Origin of the sequence: Selenomonas sp. CM52 (assembly GCF_000292955.1) — a bacterium.
Classification (GTDB): Bacteria; Bacillota; Negativicutes; order Selenomonadales; family Selenomonadaceae; genus Selenomonas.
Genome location: NZ_ALNM01000046.1, coordinates 1 through 25,912 on the forward strand (window position 1 = coordinate 1; position 25,912 = coordinate 25,912).

The 25,912-nt window shown below is 57.0% G+C and carries 23 protein-coding genes, 1 tRNA gene and 1 CRISPR repeat array; of the genes, 23 read left to right on the forward strand and 1 reads right to left on the reverse strand.

Translation table 11 applies throughout. The features are described 5' to 3' along the window. The 12 genes from HMPREF1153_RS10560 to HMPREF1153_RS10615 form a co-directional block, all read left to right on the forward strand. Positions 1–457, forward strand: a 457-nt coding sequence (locus HMPREF1153_RS10560) for a M48 family metallopeptidase (protein WP_037370604.1), incomplete at its 5' end; no start/stop codon positions are given. A 385-nt stretch (positions 458–842) separates the two neighbouring features. Further along, on the forward strand, positions 843–3,101 hold the full coding sequence (locus tag HMPREF1153_RS10565) for a CRISPR-associated helicase/endonuclease Cas3 (protein WP_037370606.1): 2,259 nt from the start codon (positions 843–845) through the stop codon (positions 3,099–3,101). A 353-nt stretch (positions 3,102–3,454) separates the two neighbouring features. Continuing rightward, complete coding sequence (gene cas5c / locus HMPREF1153_RS10570) at positions 3,455–4,111, forward strand: type I-C CRISPR-associated protein Cas5c (RefSeq protein ID WP_009646959.1); 657 nt, start codon at positions 3,455–3,457, stop codon at positions 4,109–4,111. After that, positions 4,112–5,851 carry a type I-C CRISPR-associated protein Cas8c/Csd1 gene (gene cas8c / locus HMPREF1153_RS10575; protein ID WP_009646998.1) on the forward strand — a complete coding sequence of 580 codons (1,740 nt, stop codon included), beginning with the start codon at positions 4,112–4,114 and terminating at the stop codon, positions 5,849–5,851. Beyond that, complete coding sequence (cas7c, locus tag HMPREF1153_RS10580; protein ID WP_009646939.1) at positions 5,852–6,736, forward strand: type I-C CRISPR-associated protein Cas7/Csd2; 885 nt, start codon at positions 5,852–5,854, stop codon at positions 6,734–6,736. After that, on the forward strand, positions 6,736–7,395 hold the full coding sequence (gene cas4, locus HMPREF1153_RS10585; protein ID WP_009647012.1) for a CRISPR-associated protein Cas4: 660 nt from the start codon (positions 6,736–6,738) through the stop codon (positions 7,393–7,395). The genes cas7c and cas4 overlap by 1 nt, the downstream gene beginning before the upstream one ends. A gap of 3 nt (positions 7,396–7,398) precedes the next feature. Further along, positions 7,399–8,430 (forward strand): type I-C CRISPR-associated endonuclease Cas1c, encoded by a 1,032-nt coding sequence (gene cas1c / locus HMPREF1153_RS10590; protein ID WP_009647017.1) that lies wholly within the window; start codon positions 7,399–7,401, stop codon positions 8,428–8,430. A 27-nt stretch (positions 8,431–8,457) separates the two neighbouring features. Beyond that, a complete protein-coding gene (cas2, locus tag HMPREF1153_RS10595; RefSeq protein WP_009647006.1) occupies positions 8,458–8,748 on the forward strand; it encodes a CRISPR-associated endonuclease Cas2 in 291 nt (96 codons plus the stop codon). A gap of 159 nt (positions 8,749–8,907) precedes the next feature. Further along, positions 8,908–13,966: a CRISPR direct-repeat array (repeat unit 32 nt; unit sequence GTCGCGCCCCACGCGGGCGCGTGGATTGAAAT). A gap of 229 nt (positions 13,967–14,195) precedes the next feature. Next, the gene (locus tag HMPREF1153_RS10600; protein WP_009646984.1) at positions 14,196–14,402 is read left to right on the forward strand and encodes a hypothetical protein; all 207 of its coding nucleotides are present in this window, start codon (positions 14,196–14,198) and stop codon (positions 14,400–14,402) included. 74 nt (positions 14,403–14,476) lie between these two features. Next, positions 14,477–14,698, forward strand: a complete 222-nt coding sequence (locus tag HMPREF1153_RS10605; RefSeq protein WP_009647013.1) for a hypothetical protein — start codon at positions 14,477–14,479, stop codon at positions 14,696–14,698. After that, on the forward strand, positions 14,691–15,620 hold the full coding sequence (locus HMPREF1153_RS10610; RefSeq protein ID WP_009646969.1) for a HipA domain-containing protein: 930 nt from the start codon (positions 14,691–14,693) through the stop codon (positions 15,618–15,620). Before HMPREF1153_RS10605 ends, HMPREF1153_RS10610 begins: the two co-directional genes overlap by 8 nt. A 22-nt stretch (positions 15,621–15,642) precedes the next feature. Then, positions 15,643–15,921: a hypothetical protein gene (locus HMPREF1153_RS10615; RefSeq protein WP_009646937.1), complete on the forward strand. Its 279-nt coding sequence runs from the start codon at positions 15,643–15,645 to the stop codon at positions 15,919–15,921. A 113-nt stretch (positions 15,922–16,034) separates the two neighbouring features. On the opposite strand, the gene HMPREF1153_RS10620 is transcribed toward HMPREF1153_RS10615, so the two are convergent. After that, positions 16,035–17,045: a DUF134 domain-containing protein gene (locus tag HMPREF1153_RS10620; protein WP_037370611.1), complete on the reverse strand. Its 1,011-nt coding sequence runs from the start codon at positions 17,043–17,045 to the stop codon at positions 16,035–16,037. Positions 17,046–17,221: 176 nt separating this feature from the next. Between HMPREF1153_RS10620 and HMPREF1153_RS10625 the strand changes: the two genes are divergently transcribed. The 11 genes from HMPREF1153_RS10625 to HMPREF1153_RS10670 all read left to right on the forward strand — a co-directional run bounded on the left by HMPREF1153_RS10625 (position 17,222) and on the right by HMPREF1153_RS10670 (position 25,793). After that, complete coding sequence (locus HMPREF1153_RS10625) at positions 17,222–18,160, forward strand: NAD(P)/FAD-dependent oxidoreductase (RefSeq protein ID WP_009647016.1); 939 nt, start codon at positions 17,222–17,224, stop codon at positions 18,158–18,160. Next, complete coding sequence (locus tag HMPREF1153_RS10630) at positions 18,154–18,384, forward strand: glutaredoxin family protein (RefSeq protein ID WP_009646978.1); 231 nt, start codon at positions 18,154–18,156, stop codon at positions 18,382–18,384. The genes HMPREF1153_RS10625 and HMPREF1153_RS10630 overlap by 7 nt, the downstream gene beginning before the upstream one ends. A gap of 325 nt (positions 18,385–18,709) precedes the next feature. Continuing rightward, positions 18,710–19,975 carry a UDP-N-acetylglucosamine 1-carboxyvinyltransferase gene (murA, locus tag HMPREF1153_RS10635; RefSeq protein ID WP_009646952.1) on the forward strand — a complete coding sequence of 422 codons (1,266 nt, stop codon included), beginning with the start codon at positions 18,710–18,712 and terminating at the stop codon, positions 19,973–19,975. Positions 19,976–20,060: 85 nt separating this feature from the next. Next, positions 20,061–20,135, forward strand: a tRNA-Arg gene (locus HMPREF1153_RS10640). 68 nt (positions 20,136–20,203) lie between these two features. Then, on the forward strand, positions 20,204–20,773 hold the full coding sequence (gene folE / locus HMPREF1153_RS10645) for a GTP cyclohydrolase I (protein ID WP_009646944.1): 570 nt from the start codon (positions 20,204–20,206) through the stop codon (positions 20,771–20,773). Positions 20,774–20,778: 5 nt separating this feature from the next. Continuing rightward, complete coding sequence (folP, locus tag HMPREF1153_RS10650; RefSeq protein WP_009646964.1) at positions 20,779–21,648, forward strand: dihydropteroate synthase; 870 nt, start codon at positions 20,779–20,781, stop codon at positions 21,646–21,648. Further along, positions 21,635–21,997 carry a dihydroneopterin aldolase gene (folB, locus tag HMPREF1153_RS10655; protein ID WP_009647004.1) on the forward strand — a complete coding sequence of 121 codons (363 nt, stop codon included), beginning with the start codon at positions 21,635–21,637 and terminating at the stop codon, positions 21,995–21,997. Before folP ends, folB begins: the two co-directional genes overlap by 14 nt. Next, entirely contained in the window at positions 21,994–22,587 is a 594-nt protein-coding gene (folK, locus tag HMPREF1153_RS10660; RefSeq protein ID WP_009646932.1) for a 2-amino-4-hydroxy-6-hydroxymethyldihydropteridine diphosphokinase, read from the forward strand. Before folB ends, folK begins: the two co-directional genes overlap by 4 nt. After that, positions 22,584–22,730: a hypothetical protein gene (locus HMPREF1153_RS13130; RefSeq protein ID WP_009646979.1), complete on the forward strand. Its 147-nt coding sequence runs from the start codon at positions 22,584–22,586 to the stop codon at positions 22,728–22,730. Before folK ends, HMPREF1153_RS13130 begins: the two co-directional genes overlap by 4 nt. A gap of 75 nt (positions 22,731–22,805) precedes the next feature. Continuing rightward, entirely contained in the window at positions 22,806–24,821 is a 2,016-nt protein-coding gene (locus tag HMPREF1153_RS10665; protein WP_009646967.1) for a putative bifunctional diguanylate cyclase/phosphodiesterase, read from the forward strand. Between the two features lie 72 nt (positions 24,822–24,893). After that, positions 24,894–25,793 carry a LapA family protein gene (locus HMPREF1153_RS10670; protein ID WP_232208281.1) on the forward strand — a complete coding sequence of 300 codons (900 nt, stop codon included), beginning with the start codon at positions 24,894–24,896 and terminating at the stop codon, positions 25,791–25,793. Positions 25,794–25,912 lie beyond the last annotated feature (119 nt).

Consider the following 25,912-nt stretch of genomic DNA (forward strand, 5'->3'; position numbering starts at 1 on the left):
GGGCGAGCCGCTCCGGCTCACCGTGAAGTTCGGACGTGGCTGCAACATCGTCCTGCGAGACGGCAGCCGCCTCATCCTGAGTCTCAAGGCGCAGGAGGCCGAGAGCAGCCCCGCCGAGCGTGAAGCTCTGCTGAACGAATGGTATCGCCGCGAACTCGCGCGAGCCGTGCCGCCGCTCTTGGCGCGAGCTGAGACGATCGTCGGCAAGAGCGCCGCTGAATGGCGCATCAAGAACATGAAGACGAAGTGGGGCACCTGCAACATCCGCGCGCGCCGCATCTGGCTGAATCTGCAGCTCGCCAAATATCCGTCCGCCTGCCTCGAATACATCATCATCCACGAGCTTACGCATCTCTGGGAGCGCTACCACAACGCGCATTTCAAGAGCCTCATGGACAAGTTCTGCCCCGACTGGCGCGAGCGCAAGAAGATCATCAACACGCCGCTTGGGGATTGAAGAAAATGGGAAAGAACCGCCCGCCGTTGTACGGTGAGGCGGTTTTTTTGACGCTTTGCTGCCAGCTGAACATATGTCCTCACGCCTTACGTTAAAGAGCAATCGGTCTGCGCCCTTCGGGGGGGACGTCTTGGATTTCCATAGAAAACTACATGTACAAACATCCACTTTGTGGACATTGTGTGCCGCCCTTACATGAAAGGTATCCAAGCAGTCTGCGCCTTCAGATTGACTTCTTAGACTTTCACGCTAAAATTTATGAAAATCATTAGGAATATACAGGAAATGGAAATTGTTTGTCGAAATAACATGTACGGCTTTTGGAAGAGGAGCGGAAATTTTTATCTTCAGCGAGTTTCGGCGTGATTTCTTGGAGGTGTTTGAAATGACAAAATCTTCTGCTTATCTTGGGCATCTTGATGAGGAAATGGGGCGTGAGCAGCTTTTGTGCGACCATCTGACGGGCGTTGCCGATCTTGCAGGGCGCTTTGCCGCCGCTTTCGGCGAGGAGGCGATGGGGCGGCTCTTGGGCTTGTATCACGATATCGGCAAGTATTCGCGCGAGTTTCAAGCGTATCTGCGTGCGGGCGAGGAGGAGAAGAAACGGCGCAGGGGGCGCATCGATCATTCGACGGCAGGGACGCAGGAGGTCGTGAAGCTGCGGCAGAGCGCGGACGATGAGCAAAGCAGGCGGCTCGGCAGAGGCATGACGCAGGTGATGGCGTTCTGTATCGCAGGGCATCATGGCGGCATACCGAACCGAGGTACGACGGCGAATACAGCGGAAGAAGGCACGCTTTTGGGCAGGCTCAAGCGACAGAATCTGCCCGATTACCATGCTTATCACGAGGCTGATCTGCCGCAGACCTTGCCGCCTTCGTCGCTCTTGTTGGCGCAAGTCGTTCGTGCGCCGCTCTCTGCGATGCTCTATACGCGCATGCTTTTCTCCTGTCTCGTCGATGCGGACTTTCTCGACACGGAAGACTTCATGTCGGCGGGGAATGTCGAACGGGAAGGTTTTGCTTCTGTGGAAACCTTGCTCGAACGCCTGCAGGAGAGCCTTGAAGAGAAATTCTCGAAGCCGAAGACGGAAAAAGAAAAGCAAAAACTACAGTTGCCGATCAATGAAAAGCGCTCCGCGCTCCTTGCCGAGAGCATCGCCGCAGGAAAAGAAGCAAAAGGAAATTTATACCGGCTAACCGTACCGACGGGAGGGGGAAAGACGATTTCTTCCCTGGCGTTTGCCCTGCATTATGCCGTTCATGCCAAGAGAAAGCGCAGGCGCATCATCTACGTCATACCGTATACGTCGATCATCGAACAGAATGCGGCTGTCTTTCGGGATTTGCTGGGGTCAGACAGTGTCGTCGAGCATCATCAGAATGTGGATTATGACGATGTGCAGGATACGGATATGAACCGCAAGCGGCTGGCGACGGAGAACTGGGATGCGCCCGTCATCGTGACGACGAACGTGCAGTTTTTCGAATCGCTTTTTTCCAATCGCCCGTCGAAATGCCGCAAACTGCACAATCTTGCCGAGAGCATCGTGATCTTCGATGAGGCGCAGATGATTCCGATTGATTACTTGCGCCCCTCGCTTGCCGCAATCGAGGCGCTCGTGCGGCACTATGCGTGTACGGCGGTGCTCTGTACGGCGACGCAGCCGCCTCTGGGACAGTTTTTCTCCGATGATATGCAGCCGTTGGAAATCTGCCCGGCGCTCATGGAAAATGCAGCATTTTTCCGGCGCACGAAGATCGAGCTGCGCGAAGAGGTGATGATGGAAGAGGAGCTTGCCGAAGAGCTGGCGGCTCGTGAGCAGGTGCTTTGCATCGTCAATGTGAAAAAGACGGCGCAGAGTGTCTTCGATTTGCTGCGGGAAGACGAAGGAACGTACCACTTGTCCACGAATCTCTATCCTGTGCATCGCGAGCAGGTGTTGGAGGAGATTCGCGCCCGGCTCAAGGACGGCAAGCCGTGCCGCGTCATTTCGACGAGCCTCGTGGAGGCCGGCGTCGACCTCGACTTCCCCTGCGTCTACCGCGAGATCAACGGCCTCGACAGCATCGTGCAGGCGGCGGGCCGCTGCAACCGCGAGGGCAGGAGGACGGCGGAGGAAAGCGTTGTGCATGTATTTTCTCTGGAAAAACTGGCGAAAAATGCACAGTTGGCAGCTGAAATCACAAAGAATGTGGCGCGGAGTTTTGCCGAAGACTTGGCAAGTCCCGAAGCGATCCGCCGCTACTTTGAAGAGCTGTACGATCTGAGCGGCAAGAATCGTCTGGACAAGAAAGACATCATGGGGCAGTCGGGAAAATTCGCCTTTGCCGATATTGCAGACGATGTTCGCTTGATCGAGGATCGTACCAAGCCGATCTTCATTCCGCAAACCGAGGAGGGACAGGCGCTCTTGGCACGACTGGAACAAGGAGAGAGATCGCGTTCGCTTATGCGAAAGGTCGGACGCTACATCGTGACTGTCTATACGGGATATGCCGAAGCGCCGTTCGAACAGCTTGCCGCGCAGGGAAAGATCCGTATGCTCGACGAAAACCTCGCTGTGCTTGTGGATATGGAGGCATATGACTCGCAAAAGGGACTGTCGAGTAATGTTGGAGAGGGCGAAGGAATGTTCCTGTAGATTCACTGCATGGAATCGTGTTTCTCCGCACAGACGAAAGCGGGGAGATCTGAAAAATCTCCCCGCACTCGCGCATCATATGTCCTAACAAAAATTTCAATCCTCGTGCAGACATGATCTCCACGACGATGTTAGTTTACCATGCATCTGCAAGAAGTCAAGCCTAAGGCGAGAATTGATGGATTTCGCATAATGTGGTGACTATGGAGCATTTAGAAATTATTGTTTTTATGTATTTTTTCGATTTTCTTAGTGAGTTGTAGAATTTCAAATTGACAGAGTTAATTTTTTATGATATGCTTTCTACAAATAAGATATTTCCTAACAAAAGAAAAACATATGGAGGTGATTTTATGGCCTATGGCGTTCGCCTTGAGGTTTGGGGCGAAGCGGCGTGCTTCACGCGACCGGAATTGAAGGCGGAGCGCTTTTCCTACGCCGTCATGACGCCGAGCGCGGCGAGGGGGGTCTTGGAAGCCGTGTTTTGGCATCCGGGCCTAAAATGGCGCATAGATAGGATATTTATCCTATCCGGAATTCAGTTTACCAACGTCCGCCGCAACGAGCTCAAGGCAAAGATTCCTGCGCGTACGGTGAAGGCTTTTGCGGAGAAAGAGCGTGGGGAACTCTATCAGTCCACGAAGGAGGATATCCAGCAGCGTGCCGCCACCATTTTGAAGGAGCCGCATTACATCATTGAAGCGCATTTCGAGATGACGGAGAAGGCATCGGCATCGGACAACGAGGGGAAATTCCGTGAGATGTTCTGCCGACGCGCGCGCAAGGGACAGTGCTATCATGCACCGTATCTGGGCTGCCGCGAGTTTCCCGCGTGCTTCCGGCTGTACGAGGAAGCGGAGCTTCCGCCGACAAATGGGGAAACGAAAGATCTGGGCTTCATGCTCTATGATATCGACTACTCGGATCCCAAGAATCTTCAGCCGATGTTTTTCCAAGCACAGCTTGTGGACGGCGTGCTCGACCTTAGGGATTGTGAGGTGTACCGCTGAATGCTCCAAGCACTGGTTGAAAGATATGAGACGGAGTGCAAAGAGGGACGATTGCCCAGAGATGGTTGGGAGAAGCGTAATGTTTCCTTTGCGCTCTTGCTTTCCAAAGAAGGAGAATTGCTTCAAGTATTGCCGCTCATCCAGAAGGTTTTGCGCGGCAAGAAGGAAGTGGATCGACCGCAGGAACTTATTGTTCCGGCAGGAGAAACGAGGACGGTTGGCATAGCCCCGTTTTTCCTTTGTGATAATTCGTCGTATTTTTTAGGCGCCGATATGAAAGGAAAGCCCAAGCGTACGGCAGAATGCTTTGCGGCTGCGAAGGCCCTGCACGAGGAGATTCTGGATGGTGCCGGGTCGGACGCTGCTCGCGCTGTCATCGCTTTTTTCGGGCACTGGCAGGGCGGTGAAACGATGCTGCGCACGCATCCGGCCCTCGCGCCCTATGCCAATGAGATTCTTGCCGGGGCGAATCTCGTATTCCGTGTGGCGAGCACCTTTGTGCACGAAGAGCCGGCCGTGCGTGAGGCATGGGAAACGCATCTTGATGCGAGCGGCGCTGAGGAAAAACGCCGCTGCCTCGTGACGGGCGCATTCGCGCCGATCGCCGTCAAGCATCCGGCGCTCAAGGGTGTCACGGGCGCCCAAGCAACGGGAGCCATGCTTGTCTCCTTCAATGCCAATGCCTACGAATCCTACGGTCACGACGGCGAGCAGGGCGGCAATGCTCCCGTGTCGAAGAAGGCGGCGTTTGCCTACGGCACGGCGCTCAATGCCTTGCTTGCTGATCGCGAACATACGAAGATCATAGGCGACACGACGATGGTCTATTGGGCCGAGGAGGAGAGCGAGGCGGCGCAAGACCTGCTTTGCGGCATGCTTTTTGGCGATGAAGATAAGATGACCGATGATCTGCTTGATTCCGTGCTGAAAAAGGTACAGGCAGGGGCAGCGATCGACTACGAGGGCGTGGCAATCTCCTATGCCAACCCGTTCTATATCCTGGGTTTGGCGCCCAATGCGGCGCGGCTTTCCGTACGCTTCTTCCTGCAAGGATCTTTCGGGGATTTCTTGAAGAATCTCGCCCTGCACATGGAGCAGATGAAGATTGTCCGCCCGAGCTGGGAGACGCGCGGCAATGTGCCGTTGTGGGAGCTCCTGCGCGAAACGGTGAATCCCAACGCCAAGGTGAAGATGGCTTCTCCCATCATGGCAGGAGCCATGCTGCGAGCCGTTTTGACCGGCGGCAAGTATCCCGTGTCCGTATTCCAAAACATTTTGTTGCGCATTCATGCAGAGCAGGGGGAGCGGAAAATCAATGCAAGGCGCGCCGGCTTTTTGAAAGCATATTTGATGCGAAATCGAGGGAGGAAGATCGCTGTGGCATTAGATGAAAACTCGACCGATGTTGCTTATTTGCTCGGACGCTGGTTCGCCGTTTTGGAAGAGGTGCAGGAGAAGGCGAATCCTGAGATCAAGGCGACGATTCGCGACCGTTTCTTTGATTCTGCCTGTGGAACGCCGGCGCACGTGTTCCCGATGCTGCAGAAGCTCGCGCTTCATCACTTGAAAAAGTTGGAGAAGGCTCCCAGAGTTTATTTGGACAAGAAGCTTTCGGAGATCATGGGAAAGCTGGACGCCAAGGATATGCCGCGTCATTTGCCGCTTGAGGAGCAGGGTGTATTCATCCTTGGCTATTATCATCAGAAGCAGAAGCGGTACGAAAAGAAGGAGGAAAAGTAAATGGCGGAAGCAATCAAAAATCGGTATGATTTTGTCATTCTTTTTGATGTCGAAAACGGCAATCCGAACGGCGATCCCGATGCGGGCAACATGCCGCGCGTCGATCAAGAGACCGGACACGGACTGGTCACTGACGTTTGCCTCAAGCGGAAGATTCGCAACTACGTGGAAACGGCGCAGGAAGGGAAGCCGGGCTATCGCATTTACATCAAGGAAAACGTGCCGCTCGCTCAAAGCGACCAAGAGGCCTGTGACCACCTCGGCATCAAGGACATCAAGAAGGTCAAGGCGGCGGATCCTGGAATCGACGGCAAGATTCGCGACTTCATGTGCAGCAATTTCTTCGATATCCGCACCTTCGGCGCCGTTATGACGACCTTCGTGCAGGGAGCGTTGAATTGCGGGCAGGTACGCGGTCCTGTGCAGCTCGGTTTTGCACGCAGCATCGATCCCATTCTGCCGCAGGAGATCACCATCACGCGCACGGCGATCACGACGATAAAAGACGCGCAGACGAAGAAGACGGAAATCGGCCGCAAGTTCATCGTACCCTATGCGCTCTACAAGGTCGAAGGCTATGTTTCGGCAAACCTTGCGCGCAAGACGACGGGCTTCTCCGAAGAGGACTTGGCGCTCTTGTGGCAGGCGATCCTGCGCATGTTTGAGCTTGACCGCTCGGCGGCGCGCGGCAATATGGCGACGCGCGAGCTCATCGTCTTCCGCCACGAGAGTGAGCTCGGCAATGCGCCGTCCTATAAGCTTTTTGAGCGCATTCATGTCAAAAAGAAGGCGGCGGAGGAGCCGGCGCGCAGCTATCAGGATTATGAGGTCACCGTTGATGAAGCAGATCTGCCGGAAGGTGTGACCTGCACGCGCATGAGCTGATGGCATATCGCGAAGAGGAGTGGCTGGATGTCGCCGGCATCCAGCATTTCCTCTTTTGCCGCAGGCAATGGGCACTCATTCACATCGAGCAGCAATGGCAGGAAAACTTGCGCACAGTCGAGGGGCAGATTGTCCACGAGAAATGTCATGACGGCAGCCTGCACGAATCGCGCGGGGATTTGCTCGTGGCGCGCGCTCTGCGCATTTCCTCGGCAAAGCTCGGTGTGAGCGGCGTCTCGGATGTCGTGGAATTTCACAGGGAAAAGACAGGCGCGAGGCTGCACGGGCAGGAAGGATTTTGGCGTCCCGTCCCCGTTGAATACAAGCGCGGCAAGCCGAAAGACGGCGAAGAGGATGTTTCACAGCTCGTCCTGCAGGCGCTTTGCCTTGAGGAAATGCTTTGCTGCCAGATTCCTGTCGGTTATCTTTTTTATGATGAAATCCATCGGCGGCAGAAGGTGGAAATCACGCAAGATTTGCGAGATTTCGTTCTGCATACGCTCGCTGAAATGCACAAGGAATATTCCCGCAGGGCGACACCCAAGGTCAAGGTGACGAAAAAATGCCGCAGCTGTTCGCTGAAAGACCTGTGCTTGCCGAAGCTGGAAAAAACGGTGGACGTCTCCGACTATTATGCAGCTGCCTTGAAGGGGGTGTGAGATATGCGTCATATGCTCAATACCCTGTTCATTTTGACCGAAGATGCGTATGTGGCTTTGGAAAATGAGAATGTCGTCGTACTGCAGGAAGAAAAAGTGCTGGGACGGATTCCGCTGCTCACTTTGGAAAATATCCTTTGCTTCACCTATAAGGGCGCGAGCCCTGCCTTGATGGGCGCGTGCGCCCAAGCGAAAATCGGGCTTTGCTTTTTCAGCCCGCGCGGGCGATTCCTTGCGCGCTCCTGTGGGGAAGTGCGAGGTAATGTGCTCCTGTGCAAGGAGCAGTATCGCCGCTCGGAAGATGATGCGGAGAGTGCGAAACTCGCGGCGGATTTCCTTTTCGGGAAAATCTTCAACACGCGTACCCTTGTCGAAAGGATGAAGCGCGACCATCCGCTGAGCTTGGATCTGACGGCGCTTGCGCAAGTGAGCGCGGAACTCAAAAGCAGCCTGCAGAGCTTGCATCGAGTGCAGTCGCTTGATGAAATGCGCGGTATTGAAGGAAATGCCGCACATCTGTACTTCTCGTTGTTCAATCAATTCATTTTGCAGAACAAGGACGCATTTTCCCTGGAAGGCCGCCTCAAGCGTCCACCTCTCGATCGCGTCAATGCCATGCTGTCTTTTCTGTATACCGTGCTGGCGCATGACTGTGCCTCCGCGTTGGAAGGCGTGGGACTTGATGCGTATGTCGGCTTCCTGCACCGCGATCGCCCGGGCAGGGAATCCTTGGCGCTCGATCTCATGGAGGAACTGCGAAGTCTCTTTGTCGATCGCCTCGTACTCACGCTGATCAACAATCGCATCATCAAGCCGGAGCATTTTGAGAAAAAAGAGAACGGCGCCGTCTGGCTCAATGATGCTGGGCGTAAGCTCGTCCTCAAGGAATGGCAGGACAAGAAGCGGGAGCAGATTACGCATCCGTTTCTCAAGGAAAAAATCCCTTGGGGTTTGGTTCCCCATGCCCAATCCCTCCTTCTGGCACGATATTTACGCGGCGACTTGGAGGAATATCCGGCGTTTCTGTGGAAATAAGCAGGAAAGATGGAGGGGGCGGCGGAAATGTTGATTCTCGTGACATACGATGTCAATACGGAAACACCTGCCGGCCGCACACGCTTGAGAAAAGTGGCGAAATGCTGCATGCGCCACGGACAGCGCGTGCAGAATTCCGTGTTTGAATGCGTTCTCGATGAAGCACGCTTCTGCACCTTGCGGCATGAATTAACAACGTTGATTGACCAAGAAAAAGACAGTCTGCGTTTTTATAACTTGGGCAATAAATACGCAGGAAAAACGCAGCACGTTGGTGCAAAACCAAGTTATGAAGCTGAAGGAACTCTGATGCTGTAGAAGGCATCTCCTTCGCGAGAATGGCCGCAAAATCTCTGTGCGAACCCGTATCACACAGAGGACTTTGCGACGAAAAATGCCTGTAACAGCACGCCCAAAAATGAGGTTCGCGAAAGATATAGCGCGACCGCTGTAATTAAGCCCGTGTAAACAGGCACAGTCGCGCCCCACGCGGGCGCGTGGATTGAAATGTCGAGTGCGAAATAGATATTGTCGCCTGCCGTGTCGCGCCCCACGCGGGCGCGTGGATTGAAATACGATGTAGCTGCCATCCTTGTAGCGGATGCTCCGGTCGCGCCCCACGCGGGCGCGTGGATTGAAATTCCGTCGAGATGAAAGAGCCGACGACGGGAAACGTCGCGCCCCACGCGGGCGCGTGGATTGAAATCTTTGGACGGCTCAAGCCGCGCCATATCGCTTTGGGTCGCGCCCCACGCGGGCGCGTGGATTGAAATAGCGCCGGGTATGTTATCCCGACGCATCGCGGAGTCGCGCCCCACGCGGGCGCGTGGATTGAAATGATGTTGCCGTGGGTATCATCGGCAATTCCATTTGTCGCGCCCCACGCGGGCGCGTGGATTGAAATAGTTGTAAAGATTTGCCTTGCAACTGAGAAGAAAGTCGCGCCCCACGCGGGCGCGTGGATTGAAATCCTGCATAAGGGGGTGGAAGCATGGCGAAGAAGGCCGTGTCGCGCCCCACGCGGGCGCGTGGATTGAAATCTGTCAAACGAAGGCGACGCCGATCTCGTCAAGGCGTCGCGCCCCACGCGGGCGCGTGGATTGAAATGCAAGATCGCCGCCGAACTCGGCATGAGTCCGAGTCGCGCCCCACGCGGGCGCGTGGATTGAAATCCTGCCGGAGTTGGACAATGCGCGAGCGCTCCTGGTCGCGCCCCACGCGGGCGCGTGGATTGAAATTGCAAACCCTGTAAGCCGACAAAGGCCAACGGCGTCGCGCCCCACGCGGGCGCGTGGATTGAAATGTGTATAGGAGTGAGTGTTGAAAACGTACAAGCGTCGCGCCCCACGCGGGCGCGTGGATTGAAATCGCGATATTGAGATCACGTTCACGGCGAACATTCGTCGCGCCCCACGCGGGCGCGTGGATTGAAATAATCGGGATGCACACACATTCTCGAGTTTGTGGTGTCGCGCCCCACGCGGGCGCGTGGATTGAAATCGTCCCGATGCTGCCCTCACCGTTTGCACGGGGGGTCGCGCCCCACGCGGGCGCGTGGATTGAAATGTGACGATGTTGCAAAGTTTAAGACCTACGTTTGTCGCGCCCCACGCGGGCGCGTGGATTGAAATGCGTGCTCTATACATCAAGCGTCACCTCCCCATAGTCGCGCCCCACGCGGGCGCGTGGATTGAAATATTGTCGTCGCGTGCGGATAGACGCGCGAACCCTGTCGCGCCCCACGCGGGCGCGTGGATTGAAATCACTTGATATTGTGGAGATTCTTCAACACGTCCGGTCGCGCCCCACGCGGGCGCGTGGATTGAAATATCACGACGCAGACAGGCGCACCGGGGGCGATGCGTCGCGCCCCACGCGGGCGCGTGGATTGAAATGATAGCGAGGAGGAATTTGAGGGGCTTTGGTGGGTCGCGCCCCACGCGGGCGCGTGGATTGAAATTGTATCGTCCATCTTGACGCTCGCAAGCGGCGCGGTCGCGCCCCACGCGGGCGCGTGGATTGAAATCTCGGTATTTCCTTGACCGCCGCCATGACCTCAGTCGCGCCCCACGCGGGCGCGTGGATTGAAATGTCCGCGACGCCTGCACCATCTTGCGGTAATCGGTCGCGCCCCACGCGGGCGCGTGGATTGAAATCCCGCACTCTCTCACCCATCGCCTGAACACCCTTGTCGCGCCCCACGCGGGCGCGTGGATTGAAATTGGCGGCTCATGCAGGCGCAGACGCGCCATGGCAGTCGCGCCCCACGCGGGCGCGTGGATTGAAATATCAGCAACCCCGACGAAGAGGAATGGCTGCGCGAGTCGCGCCCCACGCGGGCGCGTGGATTGAAATGGGGCTGTTTTTTATGCTCGTGGATTGACGTGTGGTCGCGCCCCACGCGGGCGCGTGGATTGAAATTCTCCCGCGATCAGATTGCTCGTCACGCGCCACGTCGCGCCCCACGCGGGCGCGTGGATTGAAATGCCCGCCGCATCTCGTCGTCCACCATGATCGTGGGTCGCGCCCCACGCGGGCGCGTGGATTGAAATATGAGGGAAACCTCCTTATAAAAGATGTGAATTCGTCGCGCCCCACGCGGGCGCGTGGATTGAAATCAGTGCTTCCGCGCGATGCGATTTTTTATGCCGCGTCGCGCCCCACGCGGGCGCGTGGATTGAAATCCGGACGTAGCCGATGAAGAGGTGCTCGGAACGGGTCGCGCCCTACGCGGGCGCGTGGATTGAAATCAAAATGCTCAGCCCCTCGTTGCAGAGGAAGAACCGTCGCGCCCTACGCGGGCGCGTGGATTGAAATCCTGAAATCGAAAATCCTTTACTGCATAGCGCAGGTCGCGCCCTACGCGGGCGCGTGGATTGAAATCTGCCCGCGGCGGTTGATACTTTCCTTCTGCTGTGTCGCGCCCTACGCGGGCGCGTGGATTGAAATACGCAGTATGGCGACCATCTTGTGCGACCCCTCGGTCGCGCCCTACGCGGGCGCGTGGATTGAAATGATACAGAAAGCTTGCGATTTGGTAAAATTGATAGTCGCGCCCTACGCGGGCGCGTGGATTGAAATGTCCATTTGGCATACAGCTCGGCGAAGGTTGCCGTGTCGCGCCCTACGCGGGCGCGTGGATTGAAATCTAGTTGCAAAGCAAACCTTTACAACTGAACATTGTCGCGCCCTACGCGGGCGCGTGGATTGAAATTTGAAAGAGATGTCCGTGAGATAGCCGCGCCGGCGTCGCGCCCTACGCGGGCGCGTGGATTGAAATGCGACGGTCGTCGGACTCATGCCGAGTTCGGCGGTCGCGCCCCACGCGGGCGCGTGGATTGAAATAAGGCTATGACAGCCTGAAAGATAAGTATATTTGTCGCGCCCCACGCGGGCGCGTGGATTGAAATATCCAAGCGTAACCCGAACAGTGTGATCTGCGCAGTCGCGCCCCACGCGGGCGCGTGGATTGAAATTTGCATCCACGGCTGTTATGGTCAAGGGGGCTGTGGTCGCGCCCCACGCGGGCGCGTGGATTGAAATGACGAAGCTCGGCCTCGCGGCGACCGACCGCTTGGTCGCGCCCCACGCGGGCGCGTGGATTGAAATTGGAGGTGTTGTTGGAGCGTGGCTGGTCATGAGAGTCGCGCCCCACGCGGGCGCGTGGATTGAAATCAGCAGCTCCCTGTCGACCGCCGCAACTTGGAGTGTCGCGCCCCACGCGGGCGCGTGGATTGAAATTACGAGGCCGTGCCCGACCGCTCCCGGGTCGGGCAGTCGCGCCCCACGCGGGCGCGTGGATTGAAATTTACGTGAAGCTCGAAGACATCGGGAAGGCCTACGTCGCGCCCCACGCGGGCGCGTGGATTGAAATTTGCGTAGGACAAACAATTACAACAACGCCAGAAGGTCGCGCCCCACGCGGGCGCGTGGATTGAAATTACACGATACGTCATGGCTGTCGCTTTCCAGCCAGTCGCGCCCTACGCGGGCGCGTGGATTGAAATGATAAAACAGATGTAGAAATCGTAGATACGGTAGGTCGCGCCCTACGCGGGCGCGTGGATTGAAATATTATTTATGGCTGTCTTTTGGGCGACCGACCTGGTCGCGCCCTACGCGGGCGCGTGGATTGAAATAGGGTGTGCAAGAGCAGCCGCAGATCGGATCGCTGTCGCGCCCTACGCAGGCGCGTGGATTGAAATAAGGGAAAGAACAGAGAGGAGTAAAAAATCATGAGTCGCGCCCTACGCGGGCGCGTGGATTGAAATGACTTCGCGAAAATCAAGGGCAGCACGCTTTTGAGTCGCGCCCTACGCAGGCGCGTGGATTGAAATATCGGAGATGGGGATATAGCCGGCGGTGATGTAGGTCGCGCCCTATGCGGGCGCGTGGATTGAAATGATTTATTCGCCTTGGGTGACGTTTGGCGATGTGGTCGCGCCCTATGCGGGCGCGTGGATTGAAATTATGAATGGGTGAAGGTCATGAACGATGAGATGGGTCGCGCCCTACGCGGGCGCGTGGATTGAAATAACAAGCTGGTGCTAGGCAGGACGCTCACGGAGGAGTCGCGCCCTACGCGGGCGCGTGGATTGAAATTGGAATCATGTGTCTGGACTGTTCTCGACGCCGGTCGCGCCCTACGCGGGCGCGTGGATTGAAATATTTTTGCCAAACCGGGAATCGAGATGTCCACGGGTCGCGCCCTATGCGGGCGCGTGGATTGAAATGATAGATGGGCTTACTGGCAGATCGAAGAGAACATGTCGCGCCCTACGCAGGCGCGTGGATTGAAATCTGGATTGGATAGCCGTCAAGACCTATGCACATGGGTCGCGCCCTACGCGGGCGCGTGGATTGAAATGCCTTGACGAGGCGGCGCACCGTGTTGATGCCGATGTCGCGCCCTACGCGGGCGCGTGGATTGAAATGGCAGGCCGCGCACGTTGACTTTGACCGCCTGTAGTCGCGCCCTACGCGGGCGCGTGGATTGAAATTAGTATGATTGACTTATATAATTAGATATGATATGTCGCGCCCCACGCAGGCGCGTGGATTGAAATTCCCGCGCCGCATCTACTCCGTATTGCGCTTCTGGTCGCGCCCCACGCGGGCGTGTGGATTGAAATTCGACTTCGCCCGTGGTCTTGTCCACCGTCACGAGTCGCGCCCCACGCGGGCGCGTGGATTGGAATAGGTACCTTGACGTTCGGCAGCTCCGCCGTCGGCGTCGCGCCCCCACACGGGGCGCGTGGATTGAAATCCGGATCGTGCTTCCGCCTACGCAGCTGGAGCTGGTCGCGCCCCCATGCGGGGCGTGTGGATTGAAATATCTAGTGCTGTTGACGAAAACGGTACAGAGCGCGTCGCGCTCCCATGCGAGGCGTGTGGATTGAAATCCTGCTGTGCCATTGGCGGAAGCTGCTGAAAGGGTCGCGCCCCCATGCGGGGCGTGTGGATTGAAATCGTGACAATCGAGCAAAACAAGCAAGGTAAATGAGTCGCGCCCCACATGGGGCGCGTGGATTGCAATCTGAAATACACCGACAAGAAGAACCTCCGCACATGTCACTCCCCACGCGGGCGTGATACACAGATAAGTGCGACACTCAAAAACGCGAGGAATACGGGCTTTGGTAAGCCTCCTGTGAGGCGTGCTTGGTCAAGGATGCGCGACAGAACATTTTGCGCATTGAGTCCTGAAAAATGATTTAAACAAAACTCTTGGCACACCCAGAACTCGCGAAAAAAGGAGAGGCATCATGGAGCAGCGAATCAAATACAATCCAAAGGATTATGTCGACTATCTGGAAGAGAGCATGACGCTTTTCGCCGAAGCGATGCAGGGGGGAGATGTATTCCTCATGGAACACGCATGGCGGCGTATGTACAACGACACGAAACAGGCGATGAAGGAATGCTGTCTCCCAAAGACCGTGCTGAGATGCTTTTCTGTTATGACGAGTTGATTCCGAATGCTCGACATTCTATATAGGATGGCATACGAATCACTAGGACAGTTCGAAGAAACGAGGGATTCATCATGGAAGCAGTCTATAAGTACAATCCGCAAGATTATGAAGAACTTCTTCGCGACTATATGGAAGAATTTTATCGAGCTTATGAAGAAAGGAATCATCTCCAGATGGTTCTTGCTATGCAGAGGCTTCATTCCGAAACGAAATATGCCATGAAAGAAGGCGATATTTCATCAGGCACCCGGGAGGAAATGCTGACATATTTCGGAGGGTTGATTGATGGTTGATCTGACGCATGTGAAGTGGCTGCCGAATCGTTTCGGCGGTTCGGAGAGCAAGTGGACTATACAGTACAACGACAAGCTCTATATGGTGAAGTTTCCCGATCCCAATCGAGCACCGAAACAAACATCGCTGCCATACATCAACAATCATTTCTCTGAATATATCGGCTGCCATATATTTCAGATGCTGGGGATTCCGGCACAAAACACTTTCTTGGGACGTGCTACGCCGCCGAACAGCGAAAAAGAGAAGCTTGTTGTGGCGTGCGAGGTATTTTCCCCGAGCAGAGAAGGTATTCTCATTGAATTCAGCAAGTTCTTTTTACATGAGACGGACAGCCAGAAACGGAGCAAGACTACGATTGACGATGTTATGTATATCATCGATACCGATGTGACGATAAAGAACAAGATGTTCTTGAAAAAGTTTTTCTGGGAAATGTTTGTAGTGGATGCTGCTATTGGCAATACGGATCGTCATTTGGATAATTGGGGCGTGATGGCATCGTCTGATGGCAAAATATCTCCCGCGCCTGTATATGATTGCGGTTCAGCACTTTCGCCGCTAGTGTCTGACAGGGAAAAAGAGGAACTCTTGGAAGATGATATAAGCTTCAAAAATACAGAGTATAACTTGTGTTCTGTCTATCGCCATCAAGGAAAGCGAATCTTCTACCATGAAATCTTGAAAGCGCCTCCGGCTGACCTGCATCGGTCGATTTTGGAGATCGTCCCGAGAATCAAGTTCGCGGCACCGCGCATCGACGCGCTGATTGATGCGACGGAGGGAATGACCGACATCTCCAAAACCTACATGAAGAAATCCCTCGCCATGCGCCTGAATCAGATGCTGCTTCCGGCATGGAAGAAAGCGCAGGAGCGTCAGGCTCGCGAGGATGGGGAAAGCCGCGGCTTCAGCCGCTGACACAAATGGCGGGAGCAGTCCGATGAGCAGCATATACACATACAACGACTATCTGCGCGATCTCTTGAAGGATGCGCCCTGCATCCTCGCATACGATACGGCTGCGGATTATATGGGGCTATGGAGCGGCAGCATGAATCCGCTTACGGCGAAGATTTATGTCTGCAAGCCTCCGCACATCGAAGGAACGACGGAATATCTGATTCCTTCCTTTGAAACTGTGGAACATGAGAATCGCCTCGCTGTCGAGAAGGCGAAAAAAATCGCCGCAGAGCTTGAAACTCTGCGGCAGGGATTCTAGGAGATGTGCGGCGAAGCCGAAGCCGACAAGATGAACGTCCAATTTTGCAGGGGAGTGCCGAAGAAGCACGGATAAAGATTCAGCGGATGGAGAAAGGCAAACCGTATCTGCGGTTACTGCTGATGTGGGCCGTGGCCTGCTCCGTGGCCGCCGCGACCGTGGCCGTGGCCGCTGCCTTTGCCGCGATGCGGACAGCGGCCTTCGACTGCGGCGGCGTCCTGTCCGTGGCGGTGTGCGTGCGCTTGGCCTTCGCCGTGGTGCTGCGCATGTCCTTCGCCGTGCCCTTCGCCGTGGTGCTGACCACAGTGGCCTTTTCCGTTACCCTCGCCGTGGCGGTGCTGACCTTCGACCGCGCCGTGCGCATGGGAGCAGCGATGACCGCCTTCGGCGTGCTCATGTCCCTCGCCGTGATGCGAGCAGTTTGCTTCCGTCGTATAGTCGAGCGTACCGGCGAGGTGCTGTGCGACAGCCTCGTCCGCCGCGCCCTTGACGCCGGCATAGACGCGGATGCCGGCTGAGCCAAGCGCTTCGATCGCGCCCGCGCCGATGCCGCCGCAGATGAGCGCATCGACTTCGTTTTCCTTCAAGAAGCCGGCGAGTGCGCCGTGACCGCTGCCTTGCGTGCTGACAATCTCCGATTTCTCGACGGCGTCCTCCTTGACGTCGTAGAACTTGAATGCCTGCGAGTGGCCGAAGTGCTGGAACACCGTGCCGTTTTCGTTTTCATAGGGGACTGCGATTCTCATCGTTCCTTCTCCTTTCTTTCTCGGGGGCGAAAAGCAATAGTCTTGACGCGCTTCGGCACGCGGGCAGCATTTGCCGCACGGTGCGGACATGTCGCAGAGCTGGTAGAAGCCGCCTTCGATGACGAGCGGTCTGCCGTGTACGAGGCTCTCGGCGATTTTTTTGCGTGCTGCGGCATAGATTTCGGCGACCGTCGTGCGCGAGATCGCCATGCGTTTGGCGCATTCCTCCTGCTTGAGCCCGTCGTGGTCGATGCTGCGTATGCATTCGTACTCTTCGACGAGCAGGGTGACGGCCTCGCCGCCGGGAAAGCCCGCAGGCGTGAAGCGCTCGTAGGCGGGGCGCACGCAGATCCTTCGCCCCCGCGTCGGTCTTGGCACAGCCCTCGCCTCCTTTAAAATATTTTACGAATTTGTTATCGACATATGTCGGTAACTGTGTTATCATCGTATCATGGAAGGAACAGTGTGTCAAGCCGTTTTGACGAAAACGGCAGGATTTAGCCCTTTCATGGAGAAAAGAATAATATCGCCCATCAAAATAGAGGAGGGATTCCATGGCAAAGGAAACGATACAGAAGGACGTCGTCATCATCGGTGCGGGCATGGCAGGGCTGACGGCGGCGCTCTACGCGGGACGCATGAATTTTTCGACGCTCGTCCTGGAGAATGCCGTCGTCGGCGGGCAGATTGCGAACGCCACGGGCATTGAGAATTATCCGGGCTTTTTGAGCGTCTCGGGCAGCGACCTCATTCAGACAGTGCAGCAGCAGGCGGAGACGTTCGGCGCCGTCGTCGACGAGTTCGATGCGATTGAGAAGGTTACGCTCGAAGGCGCGGTCAAGCGTGTCGAGACGGAGAGCGCCGTTTACGAGACGCCCGTCGTCATCATCGCCTCGGGCATGAGCCGCAGGAAGCTGCCGCTCGCTGAGGAAGCGAAGTACGCGGGGCGCGGCGTCCACTACTGCCAGCTTTGCGACGGACACATGTATCAAGATAAAATCATTGCCGTCATGGGTGGCGGCAATGCGGCGCTCGATGCGGCGAACTTCCTCTCGCGTTACGCGAAGAAGCTCTACCTCGTGCATCGCTCCAAGCTTCGCGCCGACGAAGTTTCGCAGAAGCGTCTCCGAGAAAATCCCAAGGCGGAGATCTTGCTCGAAACGGAGATCCGTGCCTTGCGGGGCGAGGGAAAGCTCGAATCTATCGAGATTTTCGACAAGAAGGCGGGCGAGGCACGGGAACTTGCCGTCGACGCCATATTTGTCAACATCGGCGTGCAGCCGAACACGGCGCTCTTTGAGGGACAGGTCGAGATCAACGAGAAGGGTCATATCGTCGCGGGCGAGGACTGCCGCACGAATATCCCCGGCGTCTTCGTCGCCGGCGACATCCGTGAGAAGGAGATCCATCAGCTGACGACTGCCGCATCCGACGGCACGACGGCAGCGCTTCTCGCCGAGAAGTACATCACAGGAGGGAAAACATCATGGTAAAGGTCTATTCCATCACACAGTGCCCTTGGTGCGACAAGGTCAAGAAGTATCTGAAGTCAAAGAACATCGCCTACGAGGAGCACAACATCGAAGAGGACGAGGCGGCGCGCAAAGAGTGCAAGGCCATTTCGGGCGATCTCATCGTGCCGGTGACGACGGTCAACGGCAAGGACTTCGTCGTGAGCTTCGACAAGGCGAAGCTCGATGCGATTCTCGGTATTTAAGGAAGCGCGGATCAATTCAGCGCTTTCTTAAGAAAGTGACTGCTGCCGCAGGCGGCATCGAAAAACGCCCGCATGTGCAAAAGTGCATGTGCGGGCGTTTTTTCAGTCTGCGCCCTCCGGGCTTGACTTCTTGGACTTTCATGGTAAACTACACGCACAAACGTCCACTTTGTGGACATTGTGCGCCGCCCTTACATGAAAGAGCCAATCAGTCTGCGCCCTTCGGGCTTGACTTCTTGGACTTTCATGGTAAACTATAAATTGCTATATTAGCCACATTAGCTCGATGGAACTTGCAGTGTGTGGGGGAGGAAATGGGACTTTCATGGAGAAGTTGATTATAAAGGGCGGCTGTCGGCTTGCGGGACGCGTGAAAATCAGCGGTGCGAAGAACGCGGTGCTGCCCATCATCGCCGCGACGCTTCTGGGGCAGGATGCTCCGAGCCGCTTAGAGGAGGTTCCTTCGCTCGACGATGTGCATACGATCACGGAAGTGTTGCGGGCGCTCGGCGTACATGCTACATTCGACAAGGCGGCGAATGCGCTGACCGTGGACAGCTGCGAGATCAAGCGGACGGAAGCGCCCTACGAGCTTGTGCGCAAGATGCGCGCTTCTTTCCTCATCATGGGACCGCTGCTCGCACGCCTTGGTCACGCGAAGATCTCGCTGCCGGGCGGCTGCGCCATCGGCACGCGCCCCATCGACCTGCATCTCAAGGGCTTCGAGGCCTTGGGCGCAAAGATCGAGATCGGGCATGGCTACATCGAGGCGCGCGCTGACGCGGGACTCAAGGGCGCGCGCATCTATCTCGACTTCCCGAGTGTCGGCGCGACGGAAAACATCCTCATGGCGGCTTCGATGGCAGAGGGACAGACCGTGCTCGAAAACCCTGCGCAGGAGCCGGAAATCGTCGATCTCGCGAACTTCCTGAACGTCATGGGCGCGAAGGTGCGCGGTGCGGGTACAAACGTCATCAAGATCGAGGGCGTCAAGAAGCTCACGGGGCACAACTATACGATCATCCCTGACCGCATCGAGGCGGGCACCTACATGGTCGCCGCCGCCATGACGCAGGGCGACGTCTATATCGAAAACGCCATTTCCGAGCATCTGAAGCCCGTCATCGCCAAACTCAAGGAGGCGGGCGTCACGATCGAGGAGGCTGTTGAGGGCATTCGCGTGACCTGCGACCGCAGGCCGAAGGCGGTCGACATCAAGACGATGCCGTATCCGGGCTTTCCGACAGACATGCAGGCGCAGTTCATGGCGCTCCTCGCCATCGCAGACGGTGCGGGACTCGTGACGGAAACGGTCTTCGAGAACCGTTTCATGCACGTCGATGAATTGAAGCGCATGGGGGCGTCCATCAAGATTGACGGGCGCACGTCCATCGTTGAGGGCGTCGATCATCTGACGGGCTGCCAGGTCAAGGCGACTGATCTGCGTGCCGGTGCTGCCATGGTGCTCGCGGGTCTCGTCTCCGAAGGAGAGACCCAGGTCGGCTACATCCACCACATCGACCGTGGCTACGACAAGCTCGTGGAGAAACTGGTGGGGCTTGGCGCGGACATTCGCCGCACAGATGATTGAAGGGAAATCGGCAGCGGATGCAACCGGTTGCTGCAAATAAAAATTGACATCCCTACAGGAAAAGTGATATATTGTTTCTATTGATGCGCTCGTAGTCCAGTGGATAGGACGTTAGCCTCCGGAGCTGAAAGCGTGGGTTCGACTCCCGCCGAGCGCACCATGGAATGACTTGAAGGAGGGCGCGCTTTCGCGCCCTTTTTATCATATCTGCGAGAGGCGGAAGGTACGATGAACGAAAAGGCGAGCGCGGCGATGCGCCAGTTCCTTGAAGCGATGGGACTCGATCTCGCGGCGTGCGGCATGGAGAAGACGCCGGAGCGCGTGACGGAGATGTTTGAACTGCTCTTTTCGGGCTGCGGCAAAGATGTGTCTTCGGCTTGGGGCGAGCTTTTCGAGACGAAGGCGCGTGGTCTGACGGCGGTGCAGCACATCCCGTTTTATTCGCTGTGCGAGCATCATCTCGTGCCGTTCTTCGGCGAGGTGCATATCGCCTATTTGCCGAAGGACGGCAAGGTCGCGGGCTTCGGCAGGTTCGTCCATGTCGTGAATCTTCTCGCAAGGAGGCCGCAGCTGCAGGAGCGGTTTACGCGCGAGATCGCGGACGCCGTGCTCGACGGGCTTTCGGCAGAGGGCGTGCTCGTCATTGTCGAGGCGCGGCAGCTGTGCATGATGATGCGCGGCGAGCTTGCGCCCGGAACGCGCACGCTGACTTCGGAAACGGGCGGCACGATCACCGCCGATGCGGCTCTTGGCAAGGAGGCATGGGATCTTCTGATGCGCGGAGCGAAGGAGGGATGAGGCAGATGAAGGCGAAGAGGCATTACCGACTGCCGTCGGGCAAGGATCTGACGGTCGGCGAAGGGACGCTCGTCATGGGCATATTGAACGTGACGCCCGACTCTTTCTCAGACGGCGGCAAGTGGAACACGCTCGATCAGGCGCTCGACCACGCGCTTTCGATGGTCGAGGACGGCGCGGCGATCATCGACGTCGGCGCGGAGTCGTCGCGCCCGGGCTTCGTGCCCGTGTCGGCGGCAGAGGAGATCGAGCGGCTCGCGCCCTTCTTGGAGCATATAGCGCCGAAGATTCCCGTGCCGATCTCCATCGACACGTTTAAGGCGGAGACGGCACGCGCTGCCTTGCGGCTCGGCGCGGACATCCTCAACGATATATGGGGGCTGCAGTACGCGGCGGAAGAACGCGGCGCGATGGCTCGCGTCGCAGCCGAGTACCACGCGCCCGTCGTCGTCATGCACAATCAGACGGGCACGACGTACAGGACGGACGTCATCGAAGCCATGCAGGATTTCTTCCGCGAGAGCTGCGCCATTGCCGAGGAAGCGGGCGTGGCGAAAGAGCGCCTGATCTTCGATCCGGGCATCGGTTTCGGCAAGACGCCCGAGACGAACATTGAGGTGCTGCATCGTCTGCATGAGCTGATGAAGCTCGACGGAGAAGCGTATCCGCTGCTTTTGGGCGCGAGCCGCAAGAGCTTCATCGGCTACGCGCTCGATCTCCCTGTAGAGGAGCGGCTCGAAGCGACGGGCGCAGCGACGGTGCTCGGCGTCGCCGCAGGCGCATCCATCGTGCGCGTGCATGACGTCAAGGAGATCGTGCGCATGTGCCGCATGGCGGACGTCATCTTGGAGGGCGGGAAGCATGGACAGGATTGAGCTTTTGGGCATGGAGTTCTTTGGCTATCACGGCTGCTTTGCCGAAGAGCGGCAAACGGGACAGAACTTCATCGTCGACGCCGTGCTCTGCCTCGACCTTGCCGAAGCGGGGCGCACGGATGACCTCTGCAGGAGCGTCAATTATGCCGAGGTGTTCGAGGACGTGCGCACCGTTGTCGAGGGAGAAGCGAAAAATCTCATCGAGGCGGTAGCGGAGGAAATCGCGGCGCAGCTCCTCAAGAAGTATGCGGCGCTCACGCGCGTCGAAATCGCCGTGCATAAGCCCCAGGCGCCGCTTGCGGGCACATTCCGCGACGTCTGCGTGCGCATCGAGAGGGGCCGCGCATGAACGGCGAAGAGGCGAGAGCCGGCGAGGGGGCGAGCGTGCCCCCTGTGGAGCGGGGACTGGCGCACGATCTTGCAGGGCGTGCGCAGAGAATGTATCGCATCTATCTCGGTCTCGGCGCGAATCTCGGCGACCGCCGCGCTTCCTTGCGGCGAGCCTTGCGACTTTTGGCTCATCTTGAGGATACGCGGCTCCTACGCGTATCCTCTTTTTATGAGACGCCGCCGTGGGGAAACGAGAAGCAGCCGCCGTTTCTCAATGCCTGCGCCGCTTTGGAGACGCGCCTTTCACCCCTCGTGTTCCTGCGCCGCGCTCAGCGCATCGAGCGTGCGCTCGGCCGCGTGCGCAAGGAGCATTGGGGGCCGCGCACGATCGACATCGACCTGCTCTTCGCCGAAGGATTCGAGAGTGCGGCGTCGGAGCTTCGTCTGCCGCATCCGTATCTTCACGAACGAGCTTTCGTGCTCTTGCCCTTGGTGGAGATTGCACCTGGGCTGATTGTTCGAGGCAGGAAAATCGATGAATGGCTGGCGGATCTTTCGGAAACTGCCGCTTGCCGCAGGTGCGGCGTATACCGGCCCATGAAAAAATGAAAGAAGATTTTTTCTTCCAAAAGAAAAGCTATCTTTTCCCGTTGGAACATGGTAAACTACACGTACATGAAAAAGCCAATCGCTCTGCGCCCTTTGGGCTTGACCTCTTGAATTTTCATGGTAGAATAGACTTGGTTGATTGAGATTTCATGAGAACTACGCCAAGGAATTTGGATGGCGCGACTATCCTCTCCGTGGTACCTTTAGGAGGGAAATGCATGGCGAGATTCAGTATGCAGGAAGCGCGTCAGCTGGAGCAAAATCTTGCGCATATATATGATTTCGCTCGCTTTGTGGATGCAAAAGCATGTGAGGTGCTTCATCTTGAAGCGGATGGCACGGTGCGGCGCGAGGGTCGCTGCTTCACCACTTGGGGAAGGACGCGTCGTTGCCGGCACTGCACGAGCTTCTGCGCCGCCGAGTCGCAGTCGAACTTTGAAAAGGATGAGATTTCGGACGACAAGATCTACCACGTCCTTTCTGCACCGGTTGAGATCGAGATGCCGGACAAGAGCATCCTGCATTGTGCGATGGAACTGGTGACGAACTACCCACGCAATGCGGATACGCGCGCGATGTGCGACCGCGAGGTGCTGCAGCTTCTCTCGCGTGTGAAAGATACGGCTCATGCGGGTGTCCTGTGCTTCAATGTGGAGGATTCCTGCATTTATGCCAACCTTGAGGCATACCGCGCCTTCCAGGTGCCGCCAGGCGAGCTTGAGGCTCTGCGTAGCTTCTTCATGACATGGCTCAAAGATGAAAGTTGGGACTCTCCGTGGGAGAGTGCAGCTGCATGGGAGCAGGAATTCTTCCTCGAAGGTGAGCGCTTCGTCTATCGGGTGACGATGGCGAAACTCTTTGATGCGGACGGACATTACAAGGGCTATTATTACACGATCCGCGATCGGCATGGAACGATGGAGGAACAGGACGATGCGGCATGGTCGCGCGATAAGCTCACGGGACTTTATGACCGCGAGGGCTTCTACGGCGCCGTGCGCGAGGAACTTGACTACGGCATAAAGGGCGAACGCTGCATCATCTGTTCGAACATCAAGGATTTCAAACTGGTCAACGAGCTTCTCGGCGAGGAGAAGGGAAACGAGATCCTAAAGAGCCTGGCGGAGTTTTTCGCCGACCTTGCCATGGATTCAGGCGCGGCAGCCCGTCTGCACGGCGACCATTTTGCCGCTTATGTGGACAGGGCGCGCTTCACGGAAAAGGATTTGCTCGACGGCCTGGAGCATCTGGGGCAGGCGTTCGACAGCAATTCATTCAAGCTGAACATCCATCTCGGCATATATAAGATTCAGGAGACGCAGATGCCCGTTTCTGTCATGTGCGATCGGGCGCATCTCGCGCTCTCTCTCGTGCGCGATGAGAATGGCAACAAGGTGGCGTTCTATGACGACGCCCTGATGGAGCGCACGCTGCGCGAAAAGGAAATCCTGGGCAGCTTCGAGGAAGGCTTGGCTGAGCGCCAGCTCGCCGTCTACCTGCAGCCGCAGGTTTCGACAGAGGGGGATCTGCTCGGTGCGGAGGCGCTCGTGCGCTGGAATCATCCCGAAAAAGGCTTCCTCGCGCCCGGTCAGTTCATCGGCATCCTGGAGAATGCGGGACTGATCCATCGCCTTGACCAGTACGTCTGGGAAGCGGCGGCGGCGATTCTGAAACGTTGGCAGGGAACGGAAAAGGAGGGGCTGACGATCTCCGTCAACATTTCCGTGAACGACATGCTTCATCTCGACATTTTCCAGACGATGACGGACATCGTGAAGCGCTATGGCATCGACGCAAAGCAGCTGAAGCTGGAAATCACGGAGACGGCCTTGATGGGAGACATCGAAAAGTACAGAAAGCTCATCAGCAGTCTGCAGGAGGCGGGATTCGAGGTCGAGATCGATGACTTCGGCAGCGGCTACTCCTCGCTTTCCATGCTCAAGGACATTGAGGCGGACATTCTGAAAATCGATATGGGTTTTCTGCGTCAGACGGGCAATCCGAAGCGCAGTTCCGTCATATTGAATGCCGTCATCGCCATGGCAAAGTGGCTCGGCATGCGCGTCATCACGGAAGGCGTGGAAACGAAGGAGCAGGTCGAGCATCTGCGGTCACTCGGCTGCGATATGTTCCAGGGGTATTTCTTCGCGAAACCCATGCCGGTCGAGGAGTTCGAGGAAAAGTATTTTCAGGAAGCGTCAAATGTATCTGCGCTTCCCGAAGCCGGAAGGTGATGGAGGAAGTTGCACGAGGACGATTTTATGCAGAGTTACGAATCGTCCTGGCGCAAGGGAGGAATGCTGGAAATGAAAAAGGGTTGGATGAAGCGTGCGGGGTGGCGAGCCTTCGCGCTTAGCGCATGTGCTTTTGGGGGATGGAGCACGCAGGCTTTCGCCGCCCGCATCGACCCGCAGGAGCTTGAGCAGTTGCGCGGCACGGTCGGCATGCTGCTTGAAGACGTCGAGGAATTTTACCATGTGACGCTCTTGATTGAGTCGTTCATGATCTTCGTGCTGCTGGCGCTGATCGTCGTCGGGCTCGTTGGCTATATCAAGCTGAGAAAGGAAGTTCGGGAACTGCGGCGGCGCATTTGCGGCGAGGACAATTTTGCGGCAGAGCCGCCCGAGGACATCGACTCTCCCTTTGAGCCGATGCCAACGCCTGAGCCGATGCCGGAGCCTGAGCCGATGCCAGAGCCTGAGCCGATGCCAGAGCCTGAGCCGATGCCAGAGCCTGAACCAGAGCCAGAGCCGGAGTCGGAGCCGGAATCGCCGCCGATCGTACGCTTTATGGAAGCGTATAGCGAGGCGAACGATATAGAAGACCCGGCGCTGCAAAAAGCGCGTTTTGCCAGCCTCTTGGCGGAGTTTTCCAGCAAGAGGTTCACCTGCACGAATCCTGAGGATCGGAAGACGAACCCGAATGCGCCGCCGACATTTGAAACGAGAGATGAAGGAGACTTCTGGGCCGTTGAGAAGGGTGACGGTTCGGACGATTACTACGTCATTCCCGATCCCACGTTTCCGTACAATGAAGAACGCCATCGCTTCTGCGGCATGAAGGAAGCATTCGCTTCGAACTACCAGGAGGGCAAGACGTACACGCACATGGAGATCGAAGCTCCCGCGCGTTTCAGCCTCATGGGCAGTCTCTGGGCGCCGCAGCGTCCCGGTAAGATCGTGCTGTCGGGCGAACAAGACGCATAGGAAGAATGAGAAACTCCGGCAGGAAGAGATTTTTGCCGGAGTTTTTGTGTCCTTGCATAGTAAAACCCCGCAGGCCCGGAGCCTGCGGGGTTTTACTATGCAAGTCCAAGAAGTCAAGC

Excerpts from the sequence above, each read along its gene's own strand:
- HMPREF1153_RS10565 (WP_037370606.1), top strand. The coding sequence starts at position 843 with ATGACAAAATCTTCTGCTTATCTTGGGCATCTTGATGAGGAAATGGGG.
- cas5c (WP_009646959.1), top strand. The coding sequence starts at position 3,455 with ATGGCCTATGGCGTTCGCCTTGAGGTTTGGGGCGAAGCGGCGTGCTTC.
- cas8c (WP_009646998.1), top strand. The coding sequence starts at position 4,112 with ATGCTCCAAGCACTGGTTGAAAGATATGAGACGGAGTGCAAAGAGGGA.
- cas7c (WP_009646939.1), top strand. The coding sequence starts at position 5,852 with ATGGCGGAAGCAATCAAAAATCGGTATGATTTTGTCATTCTTTTTGAT.
- cas4 (WP_009647012.1), top strand. The coding sequence starts at position 6,736 with ATGGCATATCGCGAAGAGGAGTGGCTGGATGTCGCCGGCATCCAGCAT.
- cas1c (WP_009647017.1), top strand. The coding sequence starts at position 7,399 with ATGCGTCATATGCTCAATACCCTGTTCATTTTGACCGAAGATGCGTAT.
- cas2 (WP_009647006.1), top strand. The coding sequence starts at position 8,458 with ATGTTGATTCTCGTGACATACGATGTCAATACGGAAACACCTGCCGGC.
- HMPREF1153_RS10600 (WP_009646984.1), top strand. The coding sequence starts at position 14,196 with ATGGAGCAGCGAATCAAATACAATCCAAAGGATTATGTCGACTATCTG.
- HMPREF1153_RS10605 (WP_009647013.1), top strand. The coding sequence starts at position 14,477 with ATGGAAGCAGTCTATAAGTACAATCCGCAAGATTATGAAGAACTTCTT.
- HMPREF1153_RS10610 (WP_009646969.1), top strand. The coding sequence starts at position 14,691 with ATGGTTGATCTGACGCATGTGAAGTGGCTGCCGAATCGTTTCGGCGGT.
- HMPREF1153_RS10615 (WP_009646937.1), top strand. The coding sequence starts at position 15,643 with ATGAGCAGCATATACACATACAACGACTATCTGCGCGATCTCTTGAAG.
- HMPREF1153_RS10625 (WP_009647016.1), top strand. The coding sequence starts at position 17,222 with ATGGCAAAGGAAACGATACAGAAGGACGTCGTCATCATCGGTGCGGGC.
- HMPREF1153_RS10630 (WP_009646978.1), top strand. The coding sequence starts at position 18,154 with ATGGTAAAGGTCTATTCCATCACACAGTGCCCTTGGTGCGACAAGGTC.
- murA (WP_009646952.1), top strand. The coding sequence starts at position 18,710 with ATGGAGAAGTTGATTATAAAGGGCGGCTGTCGGCTTGCGGGACGCGTG.
- folE (WP_009646944.1), top strand. The coding sequence starts at position 20,204 with ATGAACGAAAAGGCGAGCGCGGCGATGCGCCAGTTCCTTGAAGCGATG.
- folP (WP_009646964.1), top strand. The coding sequence starts at position 20,779 with ATGAAGGCGAAGAGGCATTACCGACTGCCGTCGGGCAAGGATCTGACG.
- folB (WP_009647004.1), top strand. The coding sequence starts at position 21,635 with ATGGACAGGATTGAGCTTTTGGGCATGGAGTTCTTTGGCTATCACGGC.
- folK (WP_009646932.1), top strand. The coding sequence starts at position 21,994 with ATGAACGGCGAAGAGGCGAGAGCCGGCGAGGGGGCGAGCGTGCCCCCT.
- HMPREF1153_RS13130 (WP_009646979.1), top strand. The coding sequence starts at position 22,584 with ATGAAAGAAGATTTTTTCTTCCAAAAGAAAAGCTATCTTTTCCCGTTG.
- HMPREF1153_RS10665 (WP_009646967.1), top strand. The coding sequence starts at position 22,806 with ATGGCGAGATTCAGTATGCAGGAAGCGCGTCAGCTGGAGCAAAATCTT.
- HMPREF1153_RS10670 (WP_232208281.1), top strand. The coding sequence starts at position 24,894 with ATGAAAAAGGGTTGGATGAAGCGTGCGGGGTGGCGAGCCTTCGCGCTT.